This is a genomic window from Gordonia asplenii, from assembly GCF_012933505.1.
In the GTDB taxonomy this organism is placed as follows: Bacteria; Actinomycetota; Actinomycetes; order Mycobacteriales; family Mycobacteriaceae; genus Gordonia; species Gordonia asplenii.
On the sequence record NZ_JABBNB010000004.1, the window covers coordinates 22,217 to 43,998 of the forward strand.

At 65.9% G+C, this 21,782-nt stretch carries 20 protein-coding genes; 10 read left to right on the forward strand and 10 right to left on the reverse strand.

All coding sequences use genetic code 11. From position 1 onward, the window contains the following. Positions 1-23: 23 nt before the first annotated feature. The 3 genes from HH308_RS04610 to HH308_RS04620 form a co-directional block, all read right to left on the reverse strand. Complete coding sequence (locus HH308_RS04610; RefSeq protein ID WP_170193010.1) at positions 24-695, reverse strand: hypothetical protein; 672 nt, start codon at positions 693-695, stop codon at positions 24-26. 10 nt (positions 696-705) lie between these two features. Continuing rightward, a complete protein-coding gene (gene pgi, locus HH308_RS04615) occupies positions 706-2,406 on the reverse strand; it encodes a glucose-6-phosphate isomerase (RefSeq protein WP_170193011.1) in 1,701 nt (566 codons plus the stop codon). Between the two features lie 87 nt (positions 2,407-2,493). Beyond that, positions 2,494-2,859 carry a chorismate mutase gene (locus HH308_RS04620; RefSeq protein ID WP_376767164.1) on the reverse strand — a complete coding sequence of 122 codons (366 nt, stop codon included), beginning with the start codon at positions 2,857-2,859 and terminating at the stop codon, positions 2,494-2,496. On the opposite strand from HH308_RS04620, the gene HH308_RS04625 reads away from it, so the two are divergent. Further along, positions 2,858-4,828 carry a hypothetical protein gene (locus tag HH308_RS04625; RefSeq protein ID WP_170193013.1) on the forward strand — a complete coding sequence of 657 codons (1,971 nt, stop codon included), beginning with the start codon at positions 2,858-2,860 and terminating at the stop codon, positions 4,826-4,828. The two genes, HH308_RS04620 and HH308_RS04625, sit on opposite strands and share 2 nt — an antisense overlap. A 364-nt stretch (positions 4,829-5,192) precedes the next feature. Here the strand turns inward: HH308_RS04625 and HH308_RS04630 are convergent, their stop codons facing one another. Then, on the reverse strand, positions 5,193-6,812 hold the full coding sequence (locus HH308_RS04630; RefSeq protein WP_170193014.1) for a Tox-REase-5 domain-containing protein: 1,620 nt from the start codon (positions 6,810-6,812) through the stop codon (positions 5,193-5,195). A 257-nt stretch (positions 6,813-7,069) separates the two neighbouring features. Next, positions 7,070-8,668: a Tox-REase-5 domain-containing protein gene (locus HH308_RS04635; protein WP_170193015.1), complete on the reverse strand. Its 1,599-nt coding sequence runs from the start codon at positions 8,666-8,668 to the stop codon at positions 7,070-7,072. 139 nt (positions 8,669-8,807) lie between these two features. Between HH308_RS04635 and HH308_RS04640 the strand changes: the two genes are divergently transcribed. Next, positions 8,808-11,291 (forward strand): UvrD-helicase domain-containing protein, encoded by a 2,484-nt coding sequence (locus HH308_RS04640; protein WP_170193016.1) that lies wholly within the window; start codon positions 8,808-8,810, stop codon positions 11,289-11,291. Between the two features lie 736 nt (positions 11,292-12,027). On the opposite strand, the gene HH308_RS04645 is transcribed toward HH308_RS04640, so the two are convergent. Further along, positions 12,028-13,155 carry a M23 family metallopeptidase gene (locus HH308_RS04645; protein ID WP_170193017.1) on the reverse strand — a complete coding sequence of 376 codons (1,128 nt, stop codon included), beginning with the start codon at positions 13,153-13,155 and terminating at the stop codon, positions 12,028-12,030. A 400-nt stretch (positions 13,156-13,555) separates the two neighbouring features. Between HH308_RS04645 and sucC the strand changes: the two genes are divergently transcribed. From sucC to HH308_RS04665, 4 genes are all read left to right on the forward strand, one after another. Further along, the gene (sucC, locus tag HH308_RS04650; RefSeq protein ID WP_170193018.1) at positions 13,556-14,719 is read left to right on the forward strand and encodes an ADP-forming succinate--CoA ligase subunit beta; all 1,164 of its coding nucleotides are present in this window, start codon (positions 13,556-13,558) and stop codon (positions 14,717-14,719) included. 13 nt (positions 14,720-14,732) lie between these two features. Next, positions 14,733-15,635 (forward strand): succinate--CoA ligase subunit alpha, encoded by a 903-nt coding sequence (sucD, locus tag HH308_RS04655; RefSeq protein WP_170193019.1) that lies wholly within the window; start codon positions 14,733-14,735, stop codon positions 15,633-15,635. Positions 15,636-15,723: 88 nt separating this feature from the next. Further along, a complete protein-coding gene (locus HH308_RS04660; protein WP_170193020.1) occupies positions 15,724-16,191 on the forward strand; it encodes a hypothetical protein in 468 nt (155 codons plus the stop codon). 82 nt (positions 16,192-16,273) lie between these two features. Next, the gene (locus HH308_RS04665; protein WP_312870379.1) at positions 16,274-16,666 is read left to right on the forward strand and encodes an RDD family protein; all 393 of its coding nucleotides are present in this window, start codon (positions 16,274-16,276) and stop codon (positions 16,664-16,666) included. Positions 16,667-16,675: 9 nt separating this feature from the next. Here the strand turns inward: HH308_RS04665 and HH308_RS04670 are convergent, their stop codons facing one another. Next, the gene (locus tag HH308_RS04670) at positions 16,676-17,137 is read right to left on the reverse strand and encodes an SRPBCC family protein (RefSeq protein ID WP_170193022.1); all 462 of its coding nucleotides are present in this window, start codon (positions 17,135-17,137) and stop codon (positions 16,676-16,678) included. A gap of 10 nt (positions 17,138-17,147) precedes the next feature. Further along, on the reverse strand, positions 17,148-17,615 hold the full coding sequence (locus tag HH308_RS04675; RefSeq protein WP_170193023.1) for an SRPBCC family protein: 468 nt from the start codon (positions 17,613-17,615) through the stop codon (positions 17,148-17,150). 69 nt (positions 17,616-17,684) lie between these two features. Between HH308_RS04675 and HH308_RS04680 the strand changes: the two genes are divergently transcribed. The 4 genes from HH308_RS04680 to HH308_RS04695 are packed head-to-tail and all read left to right on the forward strand — an operon-like array spanning position 17,685 to position 20,067. Then, a complete protein-coding gene (locus HH308_RS04680) occupies positions 17,685-18,149 on the forward strand; it encodes an NUDIX domain-containing protein (protein ID WP_170193024.1) in 465 nt (154 codons plus the stop codon). Between the two features lie 38 nt (positions 18,150-18,187). Continuing rightward, a complete protein-coding gene (locus tag HH308_RS04685) occupies positions 18,188-18,616 on the forward strand; it encodes a hypothetical protein (RefSeq protein WP_170193025.1) in 429 nt (142 codons plus the stop codon). A 41-nt stretch (positions 18,617-18,657) separates the two neighbouring features. Then, positions 18,658-19,293, forward strand: coding sequence for a TetR/AcrR family transcriptional regulator (locus tag HH308_RS04690; protein ID WP_170193026.1), 636 nt, complete (start codon positions 18,658-18,660; stop codon positions 19,291-19,293). 42 nt (positions 19,294-19,335) lie between these two features. Further along, positions 19,336-20,067 (forward strand): DUF5336 domain-containing protein, encoded by a 732-nt coding sequence (locus tag HH308_RS04695; RefSeq protein WP_170193027.1) that lies wholly within the window; start codon positions 19,336-19,338, stop codon positions 20,065-20,067. 246 nt (positions 20,068-20,313) lie between these two features. On the opposite strand, the gene map is transcribed toward HH308_RS04695, so the two are convergent. Further along, the gene (gene map / locus HH308_RS04700; RefSeq protein WP_170193028.1) at positions 20,314-21,102 is read right to left on the reverse strand and encodes a type I methionyl aminopeptidase; all 789 of its coding nucleotides are present in this window, start codon (positions 21,100-21,102) and stop codon (positions 20,314-20,316) included. After that, positions 21,102-21,758, reverse strand: a complete 657-nt coding sequence (locus tag HH308_RS04705) for a TetR/AcrR family transcriptional regulator (protein WP_170193029.1) — start codon at positions 21,756-21,758, stop codon at positions 21,102-21,104. Before HH308_RS04705 ends, map begins: the two co-directional genes overlap by 1 nt. Between the last annotated feature and the right edge of the window lie 24 nt (positions 21,759-21,782).

Here is a 21,782-nt window from a genome sequence, read left to right on the forward strand (position 1 = left end):
GACACCCGGCGAAGCTATCGACGTCAGCTGGTCGGTGCGGGCTTTGCGGGCGACGCGGGCGCACTGCTCGCCGGCGTCGGCGACGACCACACCACCGGCGACTGCTGGTAGTTCAGCGCGGGGTCGGTCGTCGTGTTGGCCCAGTAGATCACCGACGTCAGCGTCTTATCGGCGTCGACGACGGCGAGCTGGCACGTCGCATACGACTCGCCCGACTTCATCTTGTCCGGCGGCGTCGTGGCGACGCAGTCCTTGTTCTTCGACGGCGGCGCAACCATGAGCGCGGCCGTCTTACCGTCGACGGAACCGGCCAGACCGGTGATGTCGGGGGCCGGGGCCTCCTTGGGGTCCAGGGACGTCACGGTGAGGTAGACGTAGTAGGCCTTGCCGTCCTTGGTGGTGGAGTCGGGCACATTCGACGCCGGATTGACGCCGGTGACGGTGTACATCGCCAGCCCGGTCGTCGGGGCGAAGGTGTGAGCGGGAAGGAAAGCGCTTTGGCCCCAATGCAATCGAGTTCCGGTCGCCGTGAGCGCGGCCGGGGTTGCGGGAACCTTCACCGCCGCCGACGTCGCCACCGAACTGGTCGTCGGGCCGGTGTCCTTGTTCATCGTGCACGCCGACGTCGCGGCGAGGACGGCGAGTCCGGTGACGGAGACGGCGATGGCGCGCACGGTGGTCGGCGTCGGCTTCATGCGGGTAAGGCTACCGCGCGCGTCCGCGCTCGCCGCGATACCACCGCACCAACTCGTCGGTCGACGAATCGCCCTGCGGTCCTGGCGCGGACTCTTCGGTGATCACTCCGAGCAGCTCCTTGGCCTGCGTCTTGCCGAGTTCGACGCCCCACTGGTCGAATGGATTGATACCCCACACCGCGCCGGCGACGAACACCTGATGCTCGTAGAGGGCGATCAACTGCCCGATCACCGACGGCGTCAGCTTGGGCGCGAGGATCGAGGTCGACGGCCGGTTGCCCGGCATCACCTTGTGTGCGACGACGTGCGGGTCGACGCCTTCGGCGGCGATCTCGTCGGCCGTCTTGCCGAAGGCCAGCACCTTCGACTGCGCGAAGTAGTTGCTCATCAACAGATCGTGCATGGATCCCTGACCGTCCGCGGTGACCGGCAGATCGTCGGTCGGCCGGGCGAAGCCGATGAAGTCGGACGGAATCATGCGCGTGCCCTGATGCAGCAGCTGGTAGAAGGCGTGCTGCCCGTTGGTGCCCGGCTCGCCCCAGAACACTTCGCCGGTGTCGGTGATCTCGTGATGTCCGTACATGCCGACGGATTTGCCGTTCGACTCCATCGTCAGCTGCTGCAGATAGGCCGCGAACCGCATCATGTCGTTGGAGTAGGGGAGTACCGCACGTGATCCGACGTCCCAGAAGTTGTTGTACCACAAGCCGATCAGTGCCAGGATGACCGGCGCGTTGGTCTCCAGCGGCTCGGTGCGGAAATGTTCGTCGACGATGTGGAAGCCGTCGAGGAACTCGGCGAAGCCCTCCTTGCCGACGGCCGCCATCACCGACAGGCCGATCGCCGAATCCACCGAGTAGCGTCCACCGACCCAGTCCCAGAACCCGAACATGTTCGCCGTGTCGATGCCGAATTCCGACACCTTCTCGGCGTTGGTGCTCACCGCCACGAAGTGTTTCGCGACGGCGTCGGCGTTGCCCGTGGCGTCGAGCTCGTCCCACAACCACGTTCGCGCCGCTGCGGCGTTGGTCAGTGTCTCCAGCGTGGTGAACGTCTTGGAGGCGATGATGAAAAGGGTTGTCTCCGCGTCGAGTCCAGCCAGTGTGGCGACGATGTCGGCCGGGTCGACGTTGGAGACGAAGTGGCAACGAGGGCCGTCGGCGTAGTGCCGCAGTGCGCGGTACACCATATCCGGTCCCAGATCGGAACCGCCGATGCCGATGTTGACGACGTCGGTGATCGCCTTGCCGGTGAAACCGGTCCATTCGCCGCTGCGCAGTCGATCGGTGAACTGGCCCATCGCGCGCAGGACGGCGTGAACGGCGGCGACGACGTCCTGTCCGTCGACGACCAGCTCAGCGTCGGCGGGCAGCCGCAGCGCGGTATGCAGCACCGCACGGTCTTCGGAGGTGTTGATGTGTACACCGGCGAACATGGCGTCGCGCTTGTCTTCGACGCCGACCTCGCGCGCGAGACTGAACAGCAGTTCGAGGGTCTCGCGCAGCACGCGATGCTTCGAATAGTCGATGTGCAGGTCGCCGACGTCGACGAGCAGTTCACGACCGCGGGCCGGGTCGACGGCGAACACCTCCCGCAGGTGCATCGCATACACGTGCGGTTGGTGTGCGGCGAGCGCCTGCCACGATTGGGTGGATGTCACGTCCAGATCGACGTGGGCGGGGGCATCGGCGTCATGTGAGTCCAGACTCATGTTTGCAACCCTATGTGGTCGGCGACTCACACGCGATGTTAGGCAAAGATTGGGCTACCGCACCCGCGCGTTCCGCTCGGGCGACCGCTACCGCCCCAGCGGTCCACGCCCCAATCGCAGGAGCAGCATCGCCAATGTGTGCCCCTCCTGCCCCAGTTCGGCGAACCGGTCGAGCACCTTCACCTCGCGGCTGTGTACCAGGCGAGGGCCGCCGGAAGCCATCCGTGCCGCACCGATCTTCTTCGACACCGCGGAGCGTCGTTTGATGGCGCCGAGGATCACCGCGTCGAGGCGGTCGATCTCCAGACGTAAGACGTCGATGTCGTCGGGCAGGGCGGACACGTCGTCGTCGAGGTTGTAGGACGACAGATCGATGGGGGGCTGAGGATCGGTCACGACAGACGATTTTGCCACGCCGCGTGCCGAGGGCGACTTGGGCGCGTCCACTACCATGCGTCGAGTGATACGAGCCCACCGATCCACCCTGTTCGTGACGCTTGGCGTGGCACTGATGGCGATTCAAGCCGCCGTGCGGATCACGCTGGTGGCGACCGGCAACTTCTATTGGGACGATCTGATCGTCATCGGCCGGGCGTCGAGCAGTTCCATCGTCAGCCTCGATTATCTGACTCAGAACCACGACGGCCACTTCATGCCGGGAGCCTTCTTCGTCGCGGGTCTGGCGAACGAGATCGCGCCGCTGAGGTGGGCGCTTCCCGCGGCCGTACTCGTCGTCTTCTCGGTGATCGCGGCGGCGGCGGTGTGGCGGATGCTGAATCTCGTCGCCGGATCGTCGGCCGAGGCCGGCCTGACCCGACGTCGGGTGGTGGTACTCGCTGCCTTCGCGTTCTACCTGTTCTCGCCGATGACGGTGCCGGCCTTCGTCTGGTGGTCGGCTGGGCTCAACTCGCTGCCGATGCAGGCGGCGATGGCGTGGATCGTCGGGGACGCGTTGCTGTTGTGTGCGGGCGACGTCGATGATCGTCGACGCCGGGTGATCGTCGTGCGTTCGACGCTGATTCTGCTCGTCGGGCTGATGTTCTTCGAGAAGGCGTTGTTCATCGCGCCGGTGGCCTTCGTCGCGGCGGTCCTGTGGGTGCGCTGGCGGATGCCTGCCGCGAGCGACGGAAACGCGGCCGACGTCGCGGCTGCCTCGACCGCGCCGGCCGACACCGGGCGGCATCGACGGGTGGAGGACTCAGTGCCCGTCGCCGCTCCGCGCGTCGATTCTCGACCCACCGTCCCGACGACGCCGCTGACCGTCGCCTTCACCCGGGCTCGCGCGCTGTGGGCGGCACTCGCCGTCGTCACCGGCGTGTGGGCGGTGATCTTCCTGACCGCCACCGACGCGACGTCGGGCGGTCACTCGCTGACCCAGACCGCGAAGCTGGTCTGGCGCACAGTGAACAACGCGATCGTTCCGGCGCTGATCGGTGGTCCGTGGATATGGGATCGATGGATACCGTCGCCGCCGATGGCGGCCGCGCCGATCTGGTTGATCGCACTCGGTTGGGCCGCGGTCGTCGCGGCAGGCGTCTTCGCGCTGCTGCGATTCCGCGGAGCCGCGGCGGTATTCGCTTGTGCCGCAATCTACGTCGTCGGGGCGCAGGTGCCGGTGATGTGGAATCGGTCGGCGGTCACGACGGCATTGGAACTCGCCGAGGCGCTGCGGTATCTGCCCGACGCCGCGATGGTCCTCGCGATTGCCATTGTGCTGGTGGCGATTTCGCCCCCGCGTGAACAGGTCGGCGCCACGGCGCAGCCGCACCGTCGGGTCGCGGTCCCGATTGCAGCGACAGTCGTTGCCGCACTTGCTATTTCATCTCTGTGGACCACTGTGACATTCGGGCGATCCTGGCATGACAATCCGACCGGAGCGTACCTGGCGAATGGTCGGGCGGCGTTCGCCGAACATCCCGACTTCCCGATGTTCGATCAGGCGGTCCCACTGGAAGTGCTGCTGCCCGTTACCTTCCCGGACAATCAGATCAGCCGGGTGTTCGGCGGCCTGCGGCACGGACCGACGATCGTCACGTCGACGTCGAACCTGATGGTGCTCGACACCAAGGGCCGACTGGTGCCGGGCGGAGTGACCAGCGCCCGACTCTTCGACGCCGGGGCGGGCACCTGCCGACGTCCAGAAGTGCGTGGACCACGCGCGATTCGGCTCAACGGCCCATTGGTGCAGTGGTCGTGGACGGTCGCCCTGAGCTACTGCGCGAACACCGCGGGTGTCGCCGAGCTGCGGTTGGGCGACGGCGCACCCGTGCGCTTCCTCGTCGACGCCGGTCTGCACGTCGTCTACCTCCAGCTCGCCGGGCATGGCAGTGCGTTGGAGTTGTCGCCGCGCAGCCCCGGCCTCACCCTGCACACCGGTGCCGGCCGAGTCGGGGAAGTGGCCGAGGCGAAACTGCTGGGCTAGGTGCCGTTTGCTGGTGGAGCCGTACCTCTCCGCTGGTTGAGCCGGACCCCTTCCGCTGGTTGAGCCGTACCCCTTCCGCTGGTGGATCGGTACCCCTTCCGCTGGTTGAGCCGCGAGGAGCGCTAGCGACGAGCGTGTCGAAACCCCTGTACCACAATGCATTTGATGGTAGCGCACGTCGAAGTAGCGCTAGCCGAGGTCCGTGTCGAAACCACGGTGACACAACGGATTTCGTGTCCACCGGTGGTTTCGACTCGGCTGCGCCTCGCTCAACCAGCGGAGACGGGACGCCTCGCTCAACCAGCGGAGACGGGACGCCTCGCTCAACCAGCGGAGACGAGACCCCTCGCTCGTCAGGTACCTCCTAGGACTCCAGCTTGCTGTAGTAGACGTCGACCTTCTGGTCGGTGATGCCCGCCGAGGCCAGCAGCGCCTTGGCGGCCGTCGCGGTGTTCTCCTCCGCGGTGAACCACACGATGTGGATGTTTCCGGCCGCCGCGACCTGCTGCTTGGCCTGCTCGAGGAGCGTCTTGGTGCCCGCCCAGTTCGGGTCGAAGACGCCCCCGTTCACATGCTGGTCGTATCCGGTCGACAGGGTGATCAAGAACGAACCGGCCGGACCGAAACCGTCGAACTCATAGTCGCCCTGCTTGACGGCGTACACCGACGGCATGTCGGTGATCTGATAGTTGTACTTCGTCGCGTCACCCGGTCGCTTGGTACCGGTCCGCACCAACGTGATCTGTTGCTTGGCGGCCGCCTCGTTCTTGTCGATGATGTTGGACAAGTTGTCGCTCGTCTTGGTGTTGAACGGCAGGTATTTCGAGTTGGAGACGTTCGCACGGATCGACGTACCGTTGGGCAGGTTGCCGAGATTCACGGCGTCGCAGTTGGCGCGGGTCGTGGAGCCGAAATCGACCCGGACCACCTTGCTGCACGGGGAGGCCACCGCGTTTCCGTTGGCGGTGAACGAGACGTTCATGCCGTAGTTGATGTAGCCGGTGCGGTAGGTGTCCGACCGCAGCTTGCCCTGCAGATCCCAGGCGAACTGGCACAGCGCCGACGTGCACGAACCGGCGTTCGAGACGGCGCTCATCATCGGGTCGCGGACACCGATGCCGGGTGCGGGCACCGCGAGCAGCTCGGGTGCGAACGACCGCTCGTTGGCGAACAGCTTCTCCCGATCGTTGTCGGTCATCGGCGCGACATCGGTGTCGATCGTGTACTTGATGCCGTCGGCGGTGGTGCTGGAACCCTTGATGTGGGTGACTTCTTTGCTCTCCGGGTCGAAGGTCGTGGTCATGCTGCCGACCGTGATGGTGTTGCCGGTCATGGTGACCTTGGGATCCGATGTCGGCCAGAAGCGAGCGTCGGGCAACCCGTTGTTGGGTGCGGGCAGTTCCTGACCCAGCGACGTGCTTGCGGCGGAGTCGCCGATGGCGAGGCGGCCGGCGAGTTTGCGCGGCGACAAGAAGCTGCCCAGCCAGAGGAGTCCGGTGCCGTCGGTGTCGGCCCACTTGGAGGCCACCGAGTCCAGGTCGAGCGACGTCGGGGCATTGGGGATCAGCTTGGTCCAGAACTCCTTCGGGCCGTTCGCGTAGACGTTGTTGCCGATCTGGCGATACTGCGCTTCTTGCGTGTCGAGCTTGATCGTGCCCTCGGAGTTGTTGGCGCTGGACACCACCAAATTCTTGAACTCGATCGAGTCTTCGGTCGGGTTCGTCGAGGTGGTGTAGGTGTACTTCAGTGTCCCGGAGAATTTCGCACCGGCGGTCTGCCCGAACTTGAAGACCACCTTGTCGAGTTCCTGCTGCGCGCGGAACGCCGCAGTCGGGCCGCCGTCGCTGGAGTGCGGGAACGGAATGAACGACACCGCAAGAGCGATCACCAGCAGCACGGCCGCCGCGATCAGGGCGATCAGCGGCCCCTTGCCGCCTTTCGCCGCCGGAGCCGGTTGTGGCGCGCCCGGGCCGGGAGGCGCCATCGGAGCCCCGGGTCCTCCCGGGCCGCCCGGTCCAGCAGGTCCCGCCGGTCCGTACGGGGCGGACCCGGGGGCACCCGGTCCCGGAGGAAAGTTCGTCGCCATCGCTCATGCCTCTCGATCGTCACGTGACCGTCTATTCGAGGTTGCTGAAACCCCCGACGCAATTTTCGGGCATATCGTATCGCGTCGATACGACAATATCGCTGATCACCGGGCGACGAGTCAGTCGGCCGACCGATGGGCGCAACGGTCGCTGATCAGGCCGATGCGGGTCGGTCAGACACCTCGATCGAGGTGACGCCCGCGGTAGTGAGAAGTTTGCCGAATGCGTCGAGGGCCTCGTGTTCGCTGACGTACCAGATGATCGCGGTGCCCGACGCCGCATCGACTTGGCGTCGAGCCTGCGACACGAGCGTCGAATATCCCGACCAGGCCTCGTCGAAGCTGCCGTCTTTGACGTGATCGGCGTATCCCGGTGCCAGGGCGACGTAGTACTTGCCGGACGGGCTGAAGCCGTCGAAGGTGTAGTCACCCGCCCGCACACCGATCGTCGACGGGTTTCCCGTGACCTGGAAGTTGTACTTCTCAGCGTCGGAGAGTTTGCTGCCCGTGCGCACCAGCCGCGGCGACGTCGCACCAGCCTTCTGGTTGTTGTCGACGTCGGAGGTCAGCATGGCGGTTGAGTAGGTCGCAATCGGCAGGTACTTGGTGCCGGTGAACGACATCGACACGGTGCTCCCCGGCGGGGCGCCGTGGGCGGTGCACCGATAGGTCACATCCTGTTTCACGGGGACACGCACGACGCGGTCGCAGTCGCTGGTCAGCGTCGACTCGCCGGCGACGACCGACGATTTGACGCCGTAGTTCGTGTAGCCCTCGACGACGGTTGAGGCGTTCACCAGGGAACCGGTGAGGGTCACGTCGAAGGCGCACCCCGACGCCGAGCAGGGGCCAACGCGCTTGGCCGACGGGCGCTCGATCGCGGGGGTCGCGGCGATGACGGGCACCGCCGCCAGTTCGGGAATGAGTGCGCGACCGCCGGTGTAGACCTTGCCGATCGCCGCGTCGTTCGCCGGTTGAACGGTCAGATCGAGCTTGGCGGACTCGGTGTAGTTGCGGTACAGCCCCACGATTCTCGTGACGTCACGCGACTTCGGATCGAAGGTCGTCGTCAGATCGTCGATGGTGAACGTGTTGCCGGTGAGCTCGACGTCGGGGACCTGAGTCGCCCAGAATCTGCTGTCGGGCAGTCTCGGTTCGTCCGGGTCGACCGCGGGGCCGGGCGCCGACGTCGAACTGACGGTCGGAGTGACCAGCCGCATCCCCATGTTGAGCGGCGCGAGCAGTGCGCTCAGGTTCGGGACGCCCGATCCCTTCGACATGACCCATTTGTCATCGACGTTGGCCCAGTCGTAGCCGTCGGACGGAGCCGCGAGCACCGCCTTCCAGAAGGAGCTCGGGGCGTTGACGAAGGTTCGGTTGGCGAGCACGCGGTACTGCGCGCGATGCCCGGCGAAGATCAGTGTGCCCTCCGCGTTTCCCGACGTGGTCACGACCAGGTCGGTGAACTCGAATGTCTTCTCGCGGCCCGGGTTCGACGCCGCGCCGTACTTGCTGCCGCCGGAGGTGAAGGATCCGCTGTATTTGATGCCCGACTTACCGGCCATCTGGAACGCGATCTCATCGGCGGCCCGCAGTGCGGTGAAGTTGGGTCCCGGACCGCCCGACCCCGTCCGCGGAAACGGAATGAAGGACACGATCACCGCCGTGACCAGCACCAACGCTGCGAGCGCCACCGCGAGCGGGGCCTTCGTCGAAGAGTTGCGTGCGGGCATCGAATAGCTGGGATGGTTCATCGAGGCCCCCCGTGATCAGCGCGACTTCCTCATGAAGCGCGATTTGGCGATCGCAATGTTATCGGTCGGTCGTGCGGTGACCCGCGCAGGCATCGACCGACCGCGTTGTCAGTGGGCCGGAGTAGCCTTGGCAACCGATATGACAGCACCAGCCACGCACTCCACCGACTCTGATCGGATCGCCCCGCTACTCGACGGACTCAACCCGCAGCAGCGGGCTGCCGTGCTGCACAGCGGCCCCCCGCTGCTGATCGTCGCGGGCGCCGGATCGGGTAAGACCGCCGTGTTGACCAGGCGAATCGCCTACCTGCTCGCCGCCCGTGATGTCTCGCCGGGGCAGGTGCTGGCCATCACGTTCACCAACAAGGCTGCCGCCGAGATGCGCGAGCGCGTCATCGGACTGGTCGGTCCGCGCGCCAACTTCATGTGGGTCTCCACGTTCCACTCCACGTGTGTGCGGATACTGCGCGCGCAGTCGGCACTGCTGACCGGGATGAACTCCAATTTCTCGATCTACGACGCCGACGATTCGCATCGACTGCTCGGCATGATCATCCGCGACCTCGACCTCGATGTGAAGAAGTTCGCGCCGCGCGGCGTCGGCGTGATCATCTCCAACTACAAGAACGAGCTGATCGGGCCGGAACAGGCGATCGACGACACCGCCGACAGCGAGCCGACCGCCAAGCAGATCGCCGAGATCTATCGCATCTACCAACGCCGTCTGCGTGAGGCCAATGCCTTCGACTTCGACGACCTCATCGGCGAGACCGTCGCGCTGCTGCGTGAGCATCCGGCCGTCGCCGAGTACTACCGGCGGCGGTTTCGGCACGTCCTCGTCGACGAATATCAGGACACCAACCACGCGCAGTACGTTCTGGTGCGGGAGTTGGTCGGCGAGGAGCCGACGGCAGACGGGTTGACGCCGTCGGAGCTGTGCGTCGTCGGCGACGCGGACCAGTCGATCTACGCCTTCCGCGGCGCGACGATCCGCAACATCGAAGAGTTCGAGCGCGACTTCCCGAACGCGGAAACCATTCTGCTGGAACAGAATTACCGATCGACGCAGACGATCCTGTCCGCGGCCAACGCGGTGATCTCGAGGAATGCCGGCCGGCGTGAGAAGAGGTTGTGGACCGATTCGGGCGACGGCGAGCTGATCGTCGGGTACGTCGCCGATTCCGATCGCGAGGAGTCGAATTTCATCGCGACCGAAGTCGAACGCCTCACCGACTATTCGATCGGCGGGTCGTCGAGCCAGAAGTATTCGGACATCGCAATCTTCTACCGCACCAACACCGGATCCCGTGCCATCGAGGAGGTCTTCGTGCGGCATGGGATTCCGTACAAAGTCGTCGGCGGCACGCGCTTCTACGAACGGAAGGAAGTACGCGACGTCATCGCGTACCTGCGGGTGGTGGCCAATCCCGACGACGCCGTCAGCGTCCGGCGAATCCTCAACACGCCGCGCCGCGGCATCGGCGATCGGTCCGAAGCCGTCGTCGCGGTGCATGCGGAGAACCTCGGCATCACCTTCTACCAGGGGCTACTCGACGCCGCGGAGGGCAAGGTGGCACTGCTGAACAAGGGCGGTGTACGCGCGATCAGTACCTTCGTCGACCTGATCGAGGGGCTCCGCAATGACTTCCTGGCGACCTACGGCGACGCCGAGAGCGCCGAGGCCGACGTCGCCTTCATGGATGCAACCACCGACGGCCCCGACATCGGGGAACTCGTCGACGCCATCGTCGATCGCAGCGGATACCGCCGTGAACTAGAAGCGTCGAGTGACCCGCAGGACGGTGCGCGTCTGGACAACCTGAACGAACTGGTCGCTGTCGCACGGGATTTCAGCAGGGAAGCCACCGAGGCGGCCGACGACGATTTCGATGATCCCGACGGCGGAGCGGTCGTCGGCGCGCAGGACACCGACGGCGAACCCGAGCCCGGTTCGCTGGCCGCGTTCCTGGAGAAGGTGGCGCTCGTCGCCGACGCCGACCAACTGCCCGACGAGGGATCCGGTGTCGTCACCCTCATGACGCTGCACACGGCGAAGGGATTGGAGTTTCCCGTCGTCTTCGTAACCGGTTGGGAGGACGGGCATTTCCCGCATATGCGCGCCCTCGGCGACCCGGCCGAACTGAGCGAGGAACGACGCCTGGCGTACGTCGGCATCACTCGCGCCAAGGAGAGGTTATACCTGACCCGCTCGGTGACCCGGGCGTCGTGGGGACAGCCGGTGTCGAATCCGGAATCGCGCTTCCTGCAGGAGATTCCGCAGCATCTGCTGGACTGGCGCAAGACCGAGCGGCGTCGGGGGCCGCGCGACTTCGGGTCGTCAGGCGGTTCGTTCGGCTACAAGTCGACCGAATATGGTTCGGGCACAAGCAGTTTCGGCGCAGGCCGAGGCCGATCGTCGTACTCGTCGGATCCCGCGCGGGGCCGTAACAAACAGGTCCACTACAACATCGGCGAACGTATGAGCCACCCCAAGTACGGCATGGGTAAGGCCGTGGCGAAGGAGGGCAGCGGCAGCACCGAGCGCATCACCTTCGACTTCGGCGGCAAGGTCGGGCGGATGACCTTCATGACCCTCGGCGGATTGCCCGGCGAGAAGCTGTAGGGGAGGCGGCGTTCCCCGTGGCTCCTCCAGTGCCGAACGGGCGGCGTTCCCCGTCGCTCTGCGAGTGCTGTACGGGCGGTGTGCTGGCGGCGTTCCCCGTCGCTCCCCGAGTGCTGAACGGGCGGCGTTCCCCGTCGCTCCCCGAGTGCTGAACGGGCGGCGTACCCCAACGCTCCCTGAGTGCTGAACGGGCGGTGTTCCCCGTCGCTCCGCGAGTGCTGTACTGGCGGCGTTCCCCGTCGCTCCCCGAGTGCCGAACCGGCGGTGTACGGGCGGCGTACCCCATCGCTCCCCGAGTGCCGAAGCGAGGAACGAGCTTCGGTGTAACGAGGGGTTGGTAAGACGACAGTCTTACTGGGGGACGGGTTTCGGGGAGCGCAACCGCTGTGCGACACGATCGAGGACGGTGTCGGTGTTGCTGCTGCGATCGGCTCATGCACGTTGAAGACTTCGGCGCAGTGGAACTCTTGAATGAGGCGATTGTGGTTGCGTCAACGAGTTCGTCTCGCGGCCCCTGTAAGGAAGATGCCATGTCTCCGCAGTTCAGAGGTTTGACTGGACATGGCATCTTGCATTATCGCGTCCACCAGCGAAGCGGTGTCGAGGCTCGTTACACCGAAGCTCGCAAGCTCGCTTCGGCACTCGGGGAGCGGAGGTGGTCGCCTCGCCGCTCTGAGGAGCGGAGGTGGTCGCTTCGGCACTCGGAAAGCAGGAAACCTTCCAACAGACGCAGAACCTATCCGGTGTACGCCGACAGCCGCACGCCGTGCTGGGCGAGCCAGGGCATCGGGTCGATTTTGGTGGTGCCGTTCTTCCACACCTCGAAGTGCAGGTGCGGTCCGGTGGAGAAGCCTTCGCTACCGACCAGAGCGATCACGTCGCCCGCGGTGACGTGCTGGCCCTTCTGGACCAGCAGGCCGGCGGTCGCCATGTGCCCGTACATGGTGACGGTGCCGTCGGCGCCGCGGATCTGGATCCAGTTGCCGTAGCCCGACGCCGGGCCCGAGGCGATCACGACGCCGTCGGACGCGGCGTGAATCGGTGTGCCGAGCGGGGCGGCCATGTCGATGCCGCCGTGGAACGAGCCCCAGCGATCGCAGAAGCACGAGGTGAACTGGTAGGCGCCCAGCGGGATGGGCGACATGAACATCGGCCTGCGGGCCAAGTTCTCGCGAGCCTGCTCGGCAGCGGCGATCTGCTTGCCCACGGCAAGCTGCTTGGTGAAGTTGCTCATGTCCGCGCTCGACGCGGCGGGTGCCACGCCAGGCCCCTGATCGACGACGGTGCCCGCCGCGGGGTCGACGGGAGCCGTCGTGGCGGCCACGTTGTCGTCGTGGTTGGCGGTGATCTGGGTGGCCGCGGCTACCGCGGCGCCGGCGGCGATGGCGACGAGCGCGGCTCGCCCGCCCTTGAGAGCAGTCGGCGGCGCGGAGACGCGGTGCTTGCCCGACCCGCGGCGCGGAGACGGGGTCTTGGTCCGGAACGGCTTGGGTTCGCCGACGGCGTCGTAATCGTCGTCGGCGACGTAGGCCGGGATCTCCGGGACGTCCGGGGTGGTCCGCAGCGACCCGCGGTGGGTGCTGGTGGCGAGGTCGTCGTCGAACTCGCTCTCCGGGATCAGGATGTCTTGGGTGATCTCCGAGTGGGTGGGGCGGTAACCCTCGGTGCTGGTGAGCGCCGAAGCGTCGATCACCGCTGAGTACGGTGCCGAGGCCTGCTCCCACCGGGAGTACGCCAGGTCGGCGAACGCGGGGTCGTACTCGTCGACCGGAATGATGGTGGTGACCTCGTCGCCGGAGATCTGAGCGAAACCTCCCGTACGGGGGTTTCGAGTCGCCGAACGTGCGTCTTCGCGTACTGGCAAGGCTCTGCACTCATCCTTTCGCGCGTCGACTGCAGCCGGTCCGGGGTAAGACGATAGCCGCCTTGCCCGACGATGGCTGTGACCGTTTCGTGACTAACCCGTTTGACGGTAACGAAATGATTGCGGCAAGTCCAACGTTCGGTGGGTTTTGCCGGTGTTGCAGTGATTCACATCACAAAATTCAATCCGGTCGCAGCATGTCGGGATCCACCTAAACACGGATCGGCGTGATGTACCAATCGTTATAAAGCGGACGCTGACCTGTGTCTACTCGCGAGTAGCGGGTGACCTGGCGCACAACCCGGGAGGTGCCCTCAACCTCGAAATTCGACAGGTTTAAAGTCCGATATGGCCCGCGTTACACCCAACCGGGCGGCAAACCAACGAGACGGTGAGCTGAATGGATCTCTTCGAATACCAGGCGAAGGAACTGTTCGCCAAGCATGGGGTACCCACCACACCCGGTCGGGTGACCGATAATGCCGCAGACGCGCGGGCGATCGCCGAAGAAATCGGCAAGCCTGTGATGATCAAGGCACAGGTCAAGGTCGGTGGGCGCGGCAAGGCGGGCGGCGTGAAGTTCGCCCCGACCCCTGATGACGCACAGACGAACGCTGAAAACATCCTCGGCCTCGATATCAAGGGCCACATTGTCAAGAAGCTCCTCGTCGCTGAAGCCAGCGACATCGCGGAGGAGTACTACATCTCGTTCCTGCTCGATCGCGCCAACCGCACCTACCTGGCCATGTGCTCGGTGGAAGGCGGCATGGAGATCGAAGAGGTCGCGGCCACCAAGCCCGAGCGCCTCGCAAAGGTCGCCGTCGACGCCGTGAAGGGTGTCGATCTGGCCACCGCACGCTCGATCGCCGAACAGGGTCACCTGCCCGCGGAGGTGCTCGACGCCGCCGCCGTCACCATCGCGAAGCTCTGGGAGGTGTTCGTCGGCGAAGACGCGCTGCTGGTCGAGGTCAATCCGCTGGTGCGCACCCCCGACGATCAGATCCTCGCCCTCGACGGCAAGGTCACCCTCGACGGCAACGCCGACTTCCGCCAGCCCGGCCACGAGGAGTTCGAGGATCGCGATGCGACCGATCCGCTGGAGCTCAAGGCCAAGGAACACGACCTCAACTACGTCAAGCTCGACGGTTCGGTCGGCATCATCGGCAACGGCGCGGGCCTGGTCATGTCGACGCTCGACGTCGTCGCCTACGCCGGCGAGAACCACGGCGGCGTGAAGCCGGCCAACTTCCTCGACATCGGTGGCGGCGCCTCGGCCGAGGTGATGGCCGCGGGACTCGACGTCATCCTCGGCGACGAGCAGGTCAAGAGCGTGTTCGTGAACGTCTTCGGTGGCATCACCGCATGTGACGCCGTCGCCAACGGCATCGTCGGTGCGCTGGCGAAGCTCGGAGACTCGGCCAACAAGCCGCTCGTCGTCCGACTCGACGGCAACAAGGTCGACGAGGGTCGCGCGATCCTCAACGACGCCAACCATCCGCTGGTGACGCTGGCGGAGACCATGGACGCCGGCGCCGACAAGGCCGCCGAGTTGGCGAACAAGTAGGAGCCGCAAGCACATGTCGATCTTTCTGAACAAAGACAACAAGGTCATCGTCCAGGGCATCACCGGCGGTGAGGGAACCAAGCACACCGCGCTGATGCTCAAGGCGGGCACCAACGTTGTCGGCGGCGTCAACGCGCGCAAGGCGGGCACCACCGTCAGCCACGTCGACGCCGACGGCAACACCGTGGAACTGCCGGTGTTCGCATCGGTCGCCGAGGCGATCAAGGAGACCGGGGCCGACACGTCTATCGCGTTCGTGCCGCCGGCGTTCTCCAAGGACGCCATCATCGAGGCCATCGACGCCGAGATCGGTCTGCTCGTGGTCATCACCGAGGGCATCCCGGTTCAGGATTCCGCGTACGCGTGGGCCTACAACGTCGAGAAGGGCGAGAAGACCCGCATCATCGGTCCGAACTGCCCCGGCATCATCACCCCGGGTGAGGCTCTCGTCGGCATCACGCCCAACAACATCACCGGCAAGGGCCCGATCGGGCTGGTGTCCAAGTCGGGCACGCTGACCTACCAGATGATGTACGAACTGCGCGATCTGGGCTTCTCCACCGCCATCGGCATCGGCGGCGACCCGGTCATCGGAACCACCCACATCGACGCCATCGAAGCGTTCGAGAAGGACCCGGACACCAAGCTGATCGTGATGATCGGCGAGATCGGCGGCGACGCCGAGGAGCGCGCGGCCGACTACATCAAGGCCAACGTCTCCAAGCCGGTCGTCGGCTACGTCGCGGGTTTCACCGCTCCCGAAGGCAAGACGATGGGTCACGCCGGCGCGATCGTGTCCGGCAGCTCGGGCACCGCGCAGGCCAAGAAGGAAGCTCTCGAAGCCGCGGGCGTCAAGGTCGGCAAGACGCCGTCGGAGACCGCCAAGCTGGCTCGCGAGCTGTTCGAGGCGCTGTAGGTCTGGGCCTTCGTCGCACAACCGGAACCCGCGGGTCTGAGTTCGCTCAACCCGCGGGTTTTCTGTTGTGGCATGCGATGATTGACCGATGAGCTCCGACGACGCCGCGTCTACAGTCGGGTCGCTGGTGACGGCGCCGCTGCGAGTCGCGCAGGCGATTCCGATCGTCGGGTCCGTCGTCGGCGGCGTCCGGCGTCGCGTGTCGTCGACGATCGATGACGTTGTCGCGCAGCTGATCAAGGCCATCGTCGACGCTCTCGCCGACGAAGTGGACCTCACCCAGTTCGTGATCGACTCGGTCGACATCGAGACGATCGTCGCGCACGTCGATCTCGACCGGATCATCCGGCAGGTCGACCTGATCGGACTCGCCGACGAGATCATCGACGGCGTCGACCTCAATGCCATCATCCGTGACGCATCGACGTCGGTGACCGCCGACGTGATGACCGACGTCCGCAGCGGAGGTGAGCGCGCCGACGACGCGGTCGCGGAATTCGTCGGGCGGATGCTCGGCCGCAACCGCGCGGCCAAGCCGGGCGACGCGGATGCCTGAGGCCGTCGACGCCCCGAACCCGCACGGGCACAACGATGTTCATCACGGTACCGATCGTGACTCGGACCGTGCCGCAGGTGTCGTGAGCAGGGGAGCTGCAGCGGCGATCGACGCCGCGGTGGTGGCGAGCATCATCGGTGCGACCTACCTGGGGCTACTGGCGCTTCGCTTCGCGATCAACCTGAGACCGGACTGGTCGTGGCTCTCGGCACTGCTGACCACGACGGCGTTCGTCTCGCTCGCCGTCGTGTATCTCTTTGTGTGCTGGGCCATTTCCGGACGAACCGCAGGCTGCATGATCATGGGCCTGCGGGTCGTCGGATCGCGCGGGCAGGCCGTGCGGCCGGCGACCGCTCTGCTGCGCGCGCTGCTCTGCGTCTTCTTCGCAATCGGATTGGCTTGGTGCGCAATCGATTCCCGGCGCCGATCGGTCGCCGACGTGGTGCTGCGGACTCGAGTGGTGTACTCGCGGTAGGGCGCGGACTCAGGCCGCCTCGACGACGTTCTTGAGCGACGCGAGGCCCTTCTCGAAGTCCTTGCCGAGCAGTCGGTCGAAGAAGCCCAGCGCGCTGCCCACGCGCGAGAACAACGAGTGCGGACCGGTCATCGCCCAGGTGACTCGCGTGCCCGCACCGGACGAAACCAGTGTGAACACAACGTCATTCGTCGCTTTCATCGGACGGGAGAACACCAGCCGCACATCGACCCGCTCAGCGGCGTCGGCGGTGATCTCCATCGAACCGGCACCCGCCTTGCGGTTGCCGGTCCACGCGTAACGCGCGCCGACGCCGCGGTCGGCGCCCGAATACTCACGCTTGAGGTCGGCGTCGACACCCTCCCACGGCGACCAATGCACCCACTGCCGGAAGTCGTTCAGATACGGGTGGATCTGGGCGGGCTGGGCGGCGATCTCGGTGGATCGGGTGATGGTGTACGTCGGGCTCATTTCGGTCCCCTCAGGCGCCGGCTTCGACGACGGCCTTGAGTTGCGCGAGGCCGCGGTCGAGTTCCTGCTTGCCGAATTTGTTGAGCATGCCGGTCGCCTTGGCGGCGCGGGTCATGAGAGTGTGTTTGCCTTCCAGCGACCAGCGCACCTCGGTGTCGGCGCCCTGATCGACGAGGACGAAACCGATCTCGATGGTGATGTCGTTGGGGGTCAAGAAGTCGATGCGGACCTGTCCGCTGCTGGGTTCGGCCGCGGCGAGCATGGCCATCTTGCCGGACGCGCCGTTCGCGGGGACCAGCCAGCTGAACTCGGCGCCCTGCCCGCTCGGAGATCCCGTGTACTCGCGGTTCATCTCGAGCTCCGGGCTGTCGAAGGGACTCCACTTGATCCACTGGTGAAAGTCGGCGAGATAGGGGTAGATCGCCGCCGGAGTGGCGTTTACGGTGATGCTGCGATCAATGGTGTAGGTCGAGGCCAACCCGGGCTCCTAAAGTCGAACGGTGAACGGCGACCAGCCTACCCAACGCCGGGGCTACGGTTGACTTCCATGACGGCGCATCACTCGAACGGCCGACAGGTTCGACGCCGGGTGGGCGTCGGAGCGGTCATCACCGACGAACACCGACGACTCCTGCTGGTCCTGCGACGAAACGAGCCGCAGGCGGGCACGTGGTCGATCCCCGGTGGGAAAGTCGAAGCGGGAGAAACGCTCTGCGCTGCTGTGGAGCGAGAAGTGTTGGAGGAGACCGGCTTACGGGTCACCTGCGGCGATGAGCTGTGGGTCGTCGACCTGCCGGACGGGGTCGGCGGCGTCTACGAGGTCCATGATTTCGCTGCGACGACGCCGCTACCCGCCGCACGACCACGCGCCGCCGACGACGCCGCCGATGCCCGGTGGTTCACGGCGTCGGAGCTGGAATCGTTGACGTTGACCGACGGCCTGCTGACCTTCCTGCGGCGCGCCGGTGTCCTGCCCGCCGACGGCGTCGGGCCGTCGGGCGGCGTCGGATAAACTCGTTCGCTGAGTCACTCTGGCGGATGGGGAAGAAGATGCGTAGGCGTGTGTTGATTGCGGTGTTGGCCGCGACCACGGTGATGTTGGCGGCCTGTGGAACCGACACCGACACGCCGGCGGCCACATCGAGCGCAGACACCGCGCAGAGTGCGGATTCCGCGGCCGCGGCGTCGGATCCGCTGGTCGGGCAGTGGATCGGCACTTGGTCGTCGAACGGCGAGAATCGTCAGGCCATCCTCAACGTCGGCAAGGCCAATCCGCTGCGCGCGACCATCGACATCCCCGGCCGTTGCGGCGCCGATTGGGTGGAGTCGTCTCGCACGGGCGACAAGATCAGCGTCGACGCGACCGTGACCTACGGCGCGTGCTCGGACAATCGCTGGTCAGTGGTACTCGGAAACACCCAGATCACCGCGACCGACCCGGACAACGGTTCCAACACGCTGCGTTTCACCAAGCACTGAGGCGCTGCGTGGTAGTCCGCCGAGTAGAGTCGGAACGCACTATGGATTCTTCGACGACGGGCGCTGCGACCACCCGCAGTCAGGCGAAGGCGGCCCGCCGTGCGGAACTGCTCACCGCCGCCGCCGCTCAGATGGCGCAGCGCGGTTTCGCGGCGGTGCGGTTGGAAGACATCGGCGCGCAGGCCGGCATCAGCGGCCCGGCGATGTACCGGCATTTCTCGTCGAAGACCGACGTCCTCGACACATTGCTGCTGGACATCAGTGAGCGCCTCTTCTCCGGGGGAAACGCCGTCTGCGATCGCGGATTGCCACCGTATTCGACGCTGATCGAGCTGGTCGGATTTCACATCGATGTTCTGGTGACGAAACCCGACGTCATCGTCGTTCAGGACCGCGACCTGTCGTCGTTGACGCCGGAGGCCAACCACCAGGTCCGCCTGCTGCAACGACGCTACGTCGAACGGTGGGTCGACGTCGTCGAAGACTGTGCGGCACAAGGACTTCTGCCCACCATGGCGCGTGCCGAGGCGCGCGTGCGAGTGCACGCCGTGTTCGGCTTGCTCAATTCGTCGCCGCGGCTGCCCGCGATGGATTCCGACAGGTTGCGTCCGCTGTTGACGGCGATGGCGCTAGCGGCGCTGGGAGCGCAGATCGGCGATGGTCAATCGACCGATTGACTTGGCCACCACGAGGTTGATTGCGGTGATTGAATATCAGGCATGACCTCTTCGCCTGAGTCGAATCCCACCGAAGCAACGCAGTCGATCCCGACGCGTCCGCCGACGTCGGGCACTTTCGCTGCGCCACCGGGCCCGCCCGGGCCCGCGTACGACGGCCCGCCGCCGGCGTGGGGACCGGGCAGTGCGACGCCGGGACCGCAGCCCGGGGAACCGCCGACGTTCGGCGGACCGCCCCGGCACGGCGGACCACAGCCGGGGCCGCCGCCGCAGGGCCCTCCGCCCGGCTGGGGGCCGGTCGGCTATCCGCCGCCGCAGCCGAGTTTCCTGGCTCGTGCCGGGCTGGGGAACGTCTTGGCGGCGTCGTCGATCTTCTTCGGTGTGGTCACCTATTTCATGGGCACGGTGAGTTGGCTCGTCATTCCCGAAACGGTCGACCGGCAGGTGCAGAACTGGGCCGATCAGCAAGGCGATCGGATCGGCATCCCGGCGTTCCTGTCTTACGAGATGGTGCTCAACCCGGGCTGGTTCTTCCTCCTACTGGGCACGGTCGCGGTGGCGACCGGTATCGTGCTGCTGCCGCGCTGGCGAAACTTGTTGCCGTTCTTGGCATTCGGTGCGACGGCCGGATGGTTGGGCCTGCTCGCCGGAGTGATGGTGCTGCCGACGTTCATCGAGGTCGGGGTGGGAGCGATTCTCGCGCTGATCGCCGGATTCGTTCAGGTGGCCCTGCTGATCGCCGCGACGGTGGTGAGCGGTCGGAGCGTCGACTAAGACTGCGGGTTACACCCGGCAAGTGACGCGTGTGCAACCTACGGGTGCACACGCCTCGATGTTCGATTCCATCGCAGTTCGACACGTGCTCTTCCATCAAATGCATTGTGGTACAGGGGTTTCGACACGCTCGTCACTTCGACTCGGCTAGCGCCTCGCTCAGTACGGCGCGCTTGCGCTCCTCGCGGCTCAACCAGCAGATGCAGTGCCCGGACCGGTGAAACCAGGTTGAGCCGGGTCAGAGCGTTAGCGAAGGCCTGTGTCGAAACCACGATGACACGTCAGCACCCGTGGTCCCTGCTCGGTGATCGCGATCGTGTGTTCGCTGTGGGCGGCGCGCGAACCGTCGGCCGAGCGCAGCGTCCACCCGTCGGGGTCGTAGCGGATGCGGTCGGTGGTGGCACAGAACCACGGTTCCAATGCGAGGGTCAGGCCGGGGGTGAGCGCCATCCCGCGCCCACGCTTGCCGGAGTTCGACACGTGCGGATCCTCGTGCATCGTCCGACCGAGGCCGTGGCCGCCGAAATCGCCGTTCACCCGGTAGCCGAACTTCTTCGCGACCGCCCCGATCGCATGCGAGATATCGCCGAGGTGTCCGCCGGGCGCGGCTGCGGCGATCCCGGCGTCGAGCGCCTCCTCGGTGGCCCGGATCAATCGGAGATCGGCCGGTGCGGGTGTGCCGACGATGATGCTGCGCGCCGAATCGGCGACCCACCCGTCGATCGACACCGCGATGTCCATCGTCAGCAGGTCGCCGTCGGCGAGCACGTAGTCATGCGGAAGTCCGTGCAGCGCAGCGTCGTTCACCGACAGGCAGATGACATTCGCGAACGGTCCGCGGCCGAACGACGGTGCATAGTCGACGTAGCAGGACACCGCACCGCGCTGCGCGATGAGGTCGCGGGCACGCTGTTCGAGGTCGAGGAGGTTCACGCCGACAGCCGCACGCCCGGACAGGTCGTCGAGCAGCGTGGCGATGAATGAGCCGGTGACGGCCATCGAATCGATCTCGGCCGCCGTCTTCAACTCGACCATCAGTGCGTCTTCCGTTCGTGGATCTCGAGTAGTTGTTCGTGAGTGAGTGCGGGCACAGTCAGCGGTACGCGCGGGCCGTCGCCGCGCAGACTGTCGAGCAGCAGTTCGACGTAGCGTCGCCACGCGCCATCGATGCCCTGTGTCGCATCGCCGATCGCGGAGAGCATGCAGATCACTCCGAAGAGGTCGGTGAGTTCGATTTCGGGTCGAATCGCGTTGGCGGCCTTGGCCTTTTCGACGATGCCGGTGACGAGTGCCTCGATGTCGGACTTCGCCGCCTGCACGGCCGGGGCGCTGTGGTCGATCGAGGTGAGCAGTGCCGCGGTGCCGCGGTCGGCGGCCATGTGCTCGCCGATGGTCATCAGCACCATCACGACGCTGTCCCACGGGTCGGCATCGACGGCGACCGAACGGATGCGCGCGGCGACCTTCTGCAGGTGGTCGGCGAACACGCCCTCGATCAGCTCTTCCCGGTTGGCGAATCGGCGATACACCGTGCCTACGCCGACGCCCGCGTGGGCGGCGACATCGTCGAGTGTCACCTCCAGGCCACGTTGCGCGAAGAGTTCGCGCGCCGCGTCGATGATGAGCGCTCGATTGCGTGCGGCGTCGGCGCGCAGTGGGCGCGTCGTCGACGCCGAAGTGGTTGTGGTCATCTTCACATCATAACAAGTGGAGGA